This window comes from Helicobacter pylori SA213A, from assembly GCF_000476275.1.
GTDB lineage: Bacteria > Campylobacterota > Campylobacteria > Campylobacterales > Helicobacteraceae > Helicobacter > Helicobacter pylori_CL.
In genome coordinates this window covers 1-4,601 of sequence record NZ_CBOM010000034.1, presented here as the reverse complement: position 1 = coordinate 4,601, position 4,601 = coordinate 1, and the positions used below count along the sequence as shown (strand labels likewise).

Below are 4,601 nucleotides of genomic sequence, written 5' to 3'. Positions count from 1 at the left end.
TTTTGTTTTAGTGCATTCAAGCGTTGTTTTTCTAAAAGAGAAGTCTTTTTGTTTCTTAAAGCTTTTTCAAAATTGTTGATATGGTAATTATTTTCCATAACTTTTTTGTAAGTTCCTTTCCTTAAAATGCTCAATTCTTTTAAGTCAGGTTTAGTGGATTTTTCTTCTAAAAACTTTTCAAGCCATACCATATGCTCATCATCTATTTCAAAATTTTCTTCTAAAAGCTCAATCGCTTTTGAAGTGATGATTTTAATTTTGATGAAGTCTAACTTGCCTAGTTCTTTGTTTTTAACACTAGCTAGAAGTTTCATTTCCATATGAGCATCATCATAAGCCTTATCAAAAAACTCATTATGATTAAAATTTTGTGTGAATTGTTCTTGACCTTGTGAAATAAGTTTGGATAACTCTTCGTTAATTCCAGCTATTCTTTTTTGAATATTAGGCTCGTTAGAATAATTTAACCTACCATGCGAATGGATATATAACTGGTCTTGAAAGCTTTCTCTCAATTGAAAAAAGAATTCTCTAACATGCTGTTTATTAGTAAACCGTAATTGTTTGCCTGTAAATTTGTGGGTCTTATTGATGATTACATGAGCGTGTGGTTTGTTTTGGTGTGTATGGAGTTTTATTATAAAAGGATAGTCATATCCTAGCGTGTCAATCAAAGAATTATAAACGCTTAATTCTAGAATTGCTAAATTACTAGGATGCAAATTTTCATCAAGGCTAAAAACTAAATGCATAGCCATGTTTTTCAATCTGGGATTTTTACTTCTCAACTCAGTGAAATCTGCATTCCAATCGTTAGCAACAATGTCATAATCAATCCATCTAAAAAATTCATCTCTAACCAACTCGCCATTTTTAGCAATGTAATCCATTGCCTTGTTAGTATGGAGCTGTGTCATGTTGCCTATGTTTTTGATCACAACTTGTTTTTTAGAATTGGTTTTCACATTAGAGTTCAAAGTAGAAGTTTCAATTTGAGAGATGAAAGTTTTTGAGTACTCTTTAATAGCTGTTGTGAAAACTTCATCATAAGATCGTTTGGGTTTAGGAGTTTTTTTAGGTCGTATCTCTTCATATTCAAAAAGAAATTCTTGTTCATCGTCTAAAAGAACTTGACGCATTTTATAAGGATAGCGTTTCTTTTCTATTCTTTCAAAGTTTTTCAAACCACTCAAAAACTCTTCCCATTTGTTGTGAGATTGATTTCGCTTTTAGTATTCAAAAAGGTGAAAAAATCCCTAATAGAACCCAAATTTCACACCATTCACTTTAGCAAAAAATGGTGTTTTTTTCAAGACCCAAAAAAAGGGCAGGATAACACTCAAAAAGAAAAAAATGTGCACTTTTTGAGTGGTGGTGTCTTACGCAGACGGCTAAATAAGGGAGCTGTAGGCTTCCTTAAAAAAAACTTAAAAATGAGAGCTTTTTTTTTGGCTATTTTTTGGAATTTTGTTAGAAAATGCTACAATACTGAAACTCAAATAACGGAGTGAATTTGTGATGACTGAGTGGCAAAGGAGAAAATTGACCCATCAAAGAAAGCTAGATCGCTTAACAAAGTTTCATTATGAGAATAAAATGCATTTTGAAATCATGCGTTGTGTTGTGGAAAAAAATTATCAGCTGTCGCCTGAAAAAGATAGAGAATATGAAAATTACATGATCAAGGAGTTGAGAAAATTCTATCGCAAATTGCAAAGCGAACTGAAAAAAGGCAGAGTGTTTGGAAAAGAGTTGTCAAACCATCCTAAAAAATATCAAGAAGAAATCACTTATCTCATTGAAAATATTTGGTGAAAAAATTTACTTTTTCTTTTTCAAAATGACTGATAGTCTTTTAAATACTTGATTGCTTTCAAGTATCAACTTCCTTTATTTTTTAGCTAAAATCTTGTGTGCTTTGCTCATAACAAATTAAGTGCTTTGTTTGTAAAGGTTGTGTGCTTTGATGCATGAGTCAAGCACTTAAACCACAATGCTAAAAGTTTATAAGTGAAATACTTATACAATCTTTTTTACAATTTGGAAAACACTTCTTCATTAGGCTTGACTTCCCAATTCAAACATTTTGTCATTTTGAGATTTCTAAAATAGTAATTCGCTTTTAGTTTTAAAGGTTTGGCTTGATGACCGCCTACCAATATAATCACTTCATCTTTATCAATATTTAGAATATCTTGCGGACTGACCAAATCCCACGCCTCTTTTCCTATACTAGAAGTCCCTCCCATAATGAGTTGTCCTTTTTCTGTAGAGTGGCTTCGTGTTTTTCTGGTCATCTTGCCGATTTCATTAGAAATTTGTTGTGCATATTCATAATCGTTCATTCTAAAAAGAACCCTATAATTCACCGTGCCGTTTAAAATCTTAGCGTCTTCTTTGCCATAGTATTTTTCAATCATTGCATTGCTTTGAGTGATGTAAAGCAATACCACTCCATAACTTCTACTCAATGCTGGCATTTCTAACAAGAAACTGAGTTTTCCAAATCTAACAAACTCGTCCAATATAAAATAAATCCTTTCATCAAATCTTTTGCTTTCTTTTAAAAGTAAGTTTTTGCCTATGCTTTCTAAAAGCACTCTAATCAATGGAGCAATAATGTCAATATCTGTTTGAGCTATTTTAATGTAAAGAGTGATATTGTCTTTTCTTAGATCTTCATATTCAAAACTCATTTTAGAGGTCGCTCTTTTAACTCTATAATCCGTGAATACTTGCATAAATCTGTCAAAAGTAGATTTGATAGAGCTAAATTCCTTGTCGTTAGCATTCGCCCATCTGTTTGCATAAGAACGCATGAAAGGATCTAACATGCCTTCTTCTAAAATAGGCATTTTGTCTTTATCTAGCTTCAATTCTAACTTGTTAATTGTGCCATCATAGTTTTCTTTTCTATCAATATCAATGTAAATTTGTTCAGCCACTTGTTGATACCATAATTTCCTAACATCAACATCAGCAATTTGTATAGGTATTCCATTAGCGTCTTTATCTAACATGTAAGTGCCATCATTATTCATTTCAAAACCACCACCTTCCTCTTTGCTTTTTTCAACACATTTAAAAACTTGTGGATAGAAACGCCCTCTTTTATTGATCAAAGGAGTGTAGTTTTTGTCTAATGATAGAGCAATTTCAAAAAGGGTGGTCTCTTCATTGACACATAGCTCATACAATGCATGGAAAGTAAAGACATTCTTAGCTTGCTCTACCCAATGAGGGTCTTGAGATTTTTCGTTAAAGATAGTGTTAGAAATCTCTTCAACCAAACGGCGTTTTTCGCTAAAGCTCATTTTAGAAACAATCTTTTTATCAAAAGGATTGAAATATAAACTATTATCAGTTCCATAAGGATTGAAAATGAAAATCTTATTTTTAAAATGCTTTTGTCTGTATCCAGCCGTTAAATCGCACAATTCGCCTTTGATGTCTAACACCACACAAGAGCTAGGCACGCTCAAAAGTGTTGGGATAGCTACTGCAGAAGTTTTACCAGCACCAGGAGGAGCAACAATTAAGGTAGAAAGTGGAGAATTGTAATACACTACTTTAGCTCTAGTCATCACATTATACACTCCCAAAGGCAGTCCATTATCAAAATTTAAGGTGATGGGATTTTCTTTTTTAAACCTAATAACATAGAGCCTTTTAGGTGTTCCAATAAGTTTTGGTAATAAGTTTTTTGATTTTTAAGCATCAGCATCAAACCGCTTAAAAGATTTTCGTAAAAAATTTGTCTTATTATAATCTTTAAGGTGTTATAGTAGGTTTTGAAATCAAAAATCCTAAAACCTGTTTTATCTTCAAACACTCTTTCATTACAAAAGATTATTAAGTGCCTTTTGAAAATGGCAAAGATGCTTAATGGAGCAAATAAAGACAGAAAAAACAAAGCACAAATGGATTTAACCCAAGAAACAAGCGAGTATTTGTAGGTTTCAATATCTTTAATACTAGCCCATTTAGCCCTACCATGACTATTCATATTCACGCCGTTAAAAAACAAATAGATAGTGAAAATCAACGGAGTAAGAGCGTAGATAAAGGCCAAGTGAATTTGGAGCTTAAAGGATTTAAAATGCTTTAAATTTGCAAAAATTTCTTGACTGAGCAAAATGGTAGAGTGAAAGCTTTTCATGTCCATTAAATAGAATAACGCAATTAAAAATACAATAGGTGCTAATACAATACTTAACAAGTAAATAAAAGGGCGATATTTATGCATGCAGTGAAGTCCAGTGAATTAAAATTTGTTGAGAAATTTTTCTATTTCTTTTTCTAGAAGTTCTTCAGCGATTTTTGAGCTTTTCTTCTTGGCTCTCTTGAGCGTTTTCTAACAAATTTGTTATTTCATTAAAATTTATTAAAAGATTAGAAAGACTTTTATCTAATTCTTCTCTCTTGGCTATATTATTTTGCATAGCAATAGTTTGTTTCAAATTTATAACGCTATGCTGCATGCGAAGTAAAATGATAGAAATCTTTTGGTGAAAATTTTCCATACTAACTCTCCGGTATTATTTTTTTATATCCAATCAAGCTATTTAAAATAACCTTTTTTAAAATTTGTGTTTCTTTAG

At 31.6% G+C, this 4,601-nt stretch carries 3 protein-coding genes and 1 pseudogene; 1 reads left to right on the top strand and 3 read right to left on the bottom strand.

What is annotated here, in order from left to right:
• On the bottom strand, positions 1-1,139 hold a 1,139-nt coding region (locus QT74_RS07630; RefSeq protein WP_033765866.1), incomplete at its 3' end, for a relaxase/mobilization nuclease domain-containing protein.
• A 457-nt stretch (positions 1,140-1,596) separates the two neighbouring features.
• Here QT74_RS07630 and QT74_RS07620 point away from each other — a divergent pair.
• Entirely contained in the window at positions 1,597-1,815 is a 219-nt protein-coding gene (locus QT74_RS07620; protein ID WP_229261624.1) for a hypothetical protein, read from the top strand.
• Between the two features lie 218 nt (positions 1,816-2,033).
• Here the strand turns inward: QT74_RS07620 and QT74_RS07615 are convergent.
• Together QT74_RS07615 and QT74_RS08595 are read right to left on the bottom strand one after the other, a co-directional pair.
• Positions 2,034-3,698: pseudogene (locus QT74_RS07615) on the bottom strand (type IV secretory system conjugative DNA transfer family protein); the annotation flags it as partial.
• A 612-nt stretch (positions 3,699-4,310) separates the two neighbouring features.
• The gene (locus QT74_RS08595) at positions 4,311-4,523 is read right to left on the bottom strand and encodes a hypothetical protein (protein WP_229261621.1); all 213 of its coding nucleotides are present in this window, start codon (positions 4,521-4,523) and stop codon (positions 4,311-4,313) included.
• Positions 4,524-4,601 lie beyond the last annotated feature (78 nt).

Bases quoted from the DNA above. Each gene is read 5' to 3' on its own strand.
- QT74_RS07620 (WP_229261624.1), top strand. From the start codon at position 1,597: ATGCATTTTGAAATCATGCGTTGTGTTGTGGAAAAAAATTATCAGCTG.
- QT74_RS08595 (WP_229261621.1), bottom strand. From the start codon at position 4,523: ATGGAAAATTTTCACCAAAAGATTTCTATCATTTTACTTCGCATGCAG.